The sequence below is a fragment of the Candidatus Planktophila sp. genome (genome assembly GCF_046070465.1).
GTDB lineage: Bacteria > Actinomycetota > Actinomycetes > Nanopelagicales > Nanopelagicaceae > Planktophila.
The window spans coordinates 1-4,088 of sequence record NZ_JBJTMK010000156.1; the positions used below are offsets into that span (position 1 = coordinate 1).

4 protein-coding genes and 3 pseudogenes are annotated in these 4,088 nt (G+C 55.6%); 3 read left to right on the forward strand and 4 right to left on the reverse strand.

From position 1 onward, the window contains the following. The 3 genes and pseudogenes from ACKOVI_RS06765 to ACKOVI_RS06775 all read left to right on the forward strand — a co-directional run. Positions 1-1,449, forward strand: a 1,449-nt coding sequence (locus tag ACKOVI_RS06765) for an ATP-binding protein (RefSeq protein WP_509603317.1), incomplete at its 5' end; no start/stop codon positions are given. Beyond that, a complete protein-coding gene (locus ACKOVI_RS06770; RefSeq protein WP_509603318.1) occupies positions 1,446-1,880 on the forward strand; it encodes a DUF488 domain-containing protein in 435 nt (144 codons plus the stop codon). The genes ACKOVI_RS06765 and ACKOVI_RS06770, both read left to right, overlap by 4 nt. A 12-nt stretch (positions 1,881-1,892) precedes the next feature. Continuing rightward, positions 1,893-2,108 (forward strand): annotated as a pseudogene (locus ACKOVI_RS06775) (tRNA-binding protein); the annotation flags it as partial. A 60-nt stretch (positions 2,109-2,168) separates the two neighbouring features. On the opposite strand, the pseudogene ACKOVI_RS06780 reads toward ACKOVI_RS06775, so the two are convergent. From ACKOVI_RS06780 to ACKOVI_RS06795, 4 genes and pseudogenes are all read right to left on the reverse strand, one after another. Next, positions 2,169-2,270: pseudogene (locus tag ACKOVI_RS06780) on the reverse strand (CBS domain-containing protein); the annotation flags it as partial. An 84-nt stretch (positions 2,271-2,354) separates the two neighbouring features. Beyond that, on the reverse strand, positions 2,355-3,470 hold the full coding sequence (locus tag ACKOVI_RS06785) for a class II histone deacetylase (RefSeq protein ID WP_509603319.1): 1,116 nt from the start codon (positions 3,468-3,470) through the stop codon (positions 2,355-2,357). Beyond that, on the reverse strand, positions 3,457-3,852 hold the full coding sequence (locus ACKOVI_RS06790) for a nuclear transport factor 2 family protein (RefSeq protein WP_509603320.1): 396 nt from the start codon (positions 3,850-3,852) through the stop codon (positions 3,457-3,459). Before ACKOVI_RS06790 ends, ACKOVI_RS06785 begins: the two co-directional genes overlap by 14 nt. Before the next feature lie 18 nt (positions 3,853-3,870). Further along, a pseudogene (locus ACKOVI_RS06795) lies at positions 3,871-4,088 on the reverse strand (ectoine/hydroxyectoine ABC transporter ATP-binding protein EhuA); the annotation flags it as partial.

Consider the following 4,088-nt stretch of genomic DNA (forward strand, 5'->3'; position numbering starts at 1 on the left):
TCGTTCGGCGACGACCGGGTGTTCATCGAGAAGTTCATCCTCAATCCGCGCCACATCGAGATCCAGATCCTCGGCGACCAGCACGGCACCATCCTCTATTTGAACGAGCGCGAATGCAGCATCCAGCGCCGCCACCAGAAGGTGGTCGAGGAAGCGCCGTCGCCGTTCGTCACGCCGAAGATGCGCAAGGCGATGGGCGAGCAGTGCGTGGCTTTGGCCCGCGCGGTGGGGTATTATTCGGCGGGCACGGTCGAACTGATCGTCAGCGGTGCGGACCCCACGGGGGAGAGCTTCTACTTCCTTGAAATGAACACCCGCCTGCAGGTCGAGCATCCAGTCACCGAGGCGATCACCGGGATCGACCTGGTCGAGCAGATGATCCGCGTTGCTTACGGCGAGAAGCTCGCCATGACGCAGGACGACATCGGCATCGACGGCTGGTCGATCGAGAACCGGGTCTATGCCGAAGACCCTTATCGCGGGTTCCTGCCCTCGACCGGGCGGCTGGTGCGCTACGATCCGCCGGTCCCGGGCTGGGAAGACGACGGCGCTGCCAATGGCCGCCGCGGGATCGACGGCATCCGCGTCGATGACGGGGTCTACGAAGGCGGCGAAGTGTCGATGTTCTACGACCCGATGATCGCCAAGCTGGTAACCTGGGGCGAAACCCGCGACGAGGCGGCGGACAAGCAGATCGCCGCATTAGATGCGTTCGAGATCGAAGGGCTGGGCCACAACATCGATTTCGTCTCTGCGATCATGCAGCACCCGCGCTTCCGCTCGGGCGAGCTGACCACCGGGTTCATCGCCGAGGAATATCCCGATGGCTTCCACGGCGCGGCGACTTCGGACGAGGTTCTGGGTCACCTCGCGGCCGTCGCCGGGTTCGTCGCCACCGCCCGCGCCGACCGGGCGCGGCAGGTCGATCAGCAATTGAACGGCGAGCTTGAGCCGCCTTACGACTGGTCGGTGACGATCGCGGGCAAGACCTTCGCGGTCAGCCTCGACGAGGACATCACCGTCGATGGGGAGGCGGTCGACCTGGCGCTCGAATACACCCCCGGCGACCGGCTGATCGAAGCCGAAGTGGGCGATGTGACTTACGGGATCAAGCTCAGCCCGACCCGCACCGGGTTCAAGATGACCACTCGCGGGGCGATCCATCAGGTCCAGGTGCTGCCCGCAGCCATCGCGCCACTCACTCAGCACATGATCGAGAAAATTCCGCCCGATCTGTCGCGCTTCCTGATCTGCCCGATGCCCGGGCTGCTCGTGGCACTCAATGTGGAAGTCGGCGACAAGGTTGAGGCCGGCCAGCCGCTCGCAGTGGTCGAGGCAATGAAGATGGAAAATATCCTTCGCGCCGAGAAATCGGCTACGGTGAAGAGCATCAACGCTAAGCAGGGCGAAAGCCTCGCGGTCGATGCGGTGATCCTCGAGCTCGAATGAGTACCATCTGGACCATCGGCTATGAGCAGACCACGGTCGACGCCTTTCTGGCCTCGCTGACCGCATCCGGGGTCGAAGTTGTTGCCGATGTCCGGGCGATCGCCGCTTCGCGCCGTCCGGGATTTTCGAAGACCGCGCTCGCCGCCAACCTCGCAAGCGTGGGCATCGGTTACGTCCACTTCCGCGCGCTCGGCACCCCGGCTGTGGGTCGCGCCGCGGCGCGGGCGGGCAAGCACGCTGCGTTGGAGAGAATCTACTCCGGCCAGCTCGAACTGCCCGAGGCGATCATGGCCGGGGCGCAACTTGCCGAACTGGCCGCTGAAAAACGCACGGCACTGCTGTGCTATGAGCGCGAACCGGGGTGCTGCCACCGCACCCTGCTGCGCGAAGCGGTGCTGGGCGAGTTCGAGACCATCGACCTGTTTCCCTGAGCCGAGACCGCCATGCATCTTGCCCATTCCCCCGATGCCCCTGCCGCCGAGCAGATCACTTTCGATCAATTCCTCGCAGTCGATATTCGCGTCGGTACTGTACTCACCGCCGAACCCTTTCCCGAAGCGCGCAAGCCCGCCTTCAAGCTGACCATCGACTTCGGCCCCGCCATCGGCATCAAGAAGTCGAGCGCGCAGATCACAGACCGGTACACACTGGAAGACCTGTACATCTCGCTCTGAGACGATTCCCTGGATATGAATCCCATCGGGAGATACGACCAGTGCGCCAATCTGATGCGTTTTCAGTGCAGTTACCAAGTCGTGGACAGTGGCAGATGCAGAAATTGTCTCTGGATGTTTACCTGAAATAATTGATGCAATCTTCATGGTTAGCCTTTCGTGAAGTATCGATAGAGATACTCCTCTCGGCGGCTAGTGCTGACAATAGGTTTTAGGGCTTCCCCTAATTCACTAAGGAAGATCCTTGACTAGGAGAGCTGCAGCATCAATTTCTGCCTTTTGATGGGGATAGAGGTTCTGGCCTGGGTAGTTATTAGTGTGGCTAAAAGGGTCTTGCAGTTTTACAACCCCTGAAAGTTGCTGCAACACAAAAAGCCCACAAAATGGTGAGTAAACAGCGTTATAGCCACCCTCATGTGCAATCAGAATTCTATTCTGAGCGGTTGCCGCTGCACACTCCATGAGAATATCTGTCAGACGTGAATAGCCCTGTGCTGTGACCATCATGCGCCCCAGAGGATCGTAGACAGAGGAATCAAATCCGGATGCAACTGCTATGAGATCTGGTTTGAATTTGAGTAAGGCAGGTTTAACGACCTTCTCAAATGCATAGATATATCCACCGTTACCAGTACCAGCTGGAAGCGGAATATTTATGTTGGTATTAAGACCAGCACCTTCGCCTCGCTCGCTACGTTCGCCTGAATTTCGTGGATAAAGTCGTTCTTGGTGCAGGGAAACTGTGAGGACATCAGGATCTGTATAAAAGATATCTTGAGTTCCGTTGCCATGATGAACATCCCAGTCAACGACAGCAATACGTATTCCAGGATTCTCTTTCTTAATTACAGAGAGAGCTATGCCGAGATTAGAGAAGAGGCAATAACCCATTCCACCTGAGCGAACAGCGTGATGTCCAGGTGGCCGAACGAGCGCATACCCGTTATCAACTTCGCCGGCCATGATGGATTGAGCAAGAGCGGTTACTGCACCTACTGCCATTGTGCCGATCTCATAGCCACCTTTAGCTAGGGGAGTTTCTCCATCTCCAGCATCTCCACCGTTAGGTTGTTCGCTCACATTCTTTAAATTGGTGAGGTAGCTCTGAGGATGCACAAGAAGAAGTTCATCGTTGGTTGCGTGTCGAGCTGGAATTCGATTGAGGTGATCGACAAGCCCAGAGACAACAATTAATTCGTGGATACGTTTTTTTGTTTCTGCATTTTCGTAATTAAAGTAGGGTTGGAGACCAGCACCTGGATCGCTCGCAAACATTCCAGCACCAGAGCCAGTGTCATGCCAACCAAATATCTCGTGATAAACGTATCCAGTCTTAATTGGATTCACCGACTTTCTCCCACATCTTTGCCATGATCCACCACTGTCCATCAAGATAAACAATGTTGAGGTAATCCTGCATTACGCCGCCGAACATCTCGAGTTGTGGCTTTACCCATGCCAGAGTTCCTGACACCTGATCGAAGTCCAAGACGTAGTCATTGCGGGCATTTCCAAGTTCGGCAGGGGATTGGCGATTAGCAACAGCTTCGCGGTAAACGTCATATGGGCGAAGGTTGAGTTCACCGGTCTGTGTTGAATACAGCGCGCAATTCTTATGAAAGACCTTGTCGAAGAGCTCCATATTTTGAAAGTGCATCACATCAAAGTAATCATCTATCAACTTGATGATTGCAGGGTCGTTAATATCAACACGAGAATAATCTGCCATGACCTAAGGCTAACGGTGTTACAGAACTTTAGATAGGAATGACCTAGTGCGCTCATGCTGTGGATTGGTGAGGACTTCCTTCGGTTTACCTGATTCAACCACAGATCCTTCATCTATAAAGAAGAGTGAATCACCGACCTCGCGCGCAAAGCCAATTTCATGAGTGACGACAACCATAGTCATGCCTGAAGCAGCAAGTTTCTTCATTACCTCAAGAACTTCTCCAACAAGCTCGG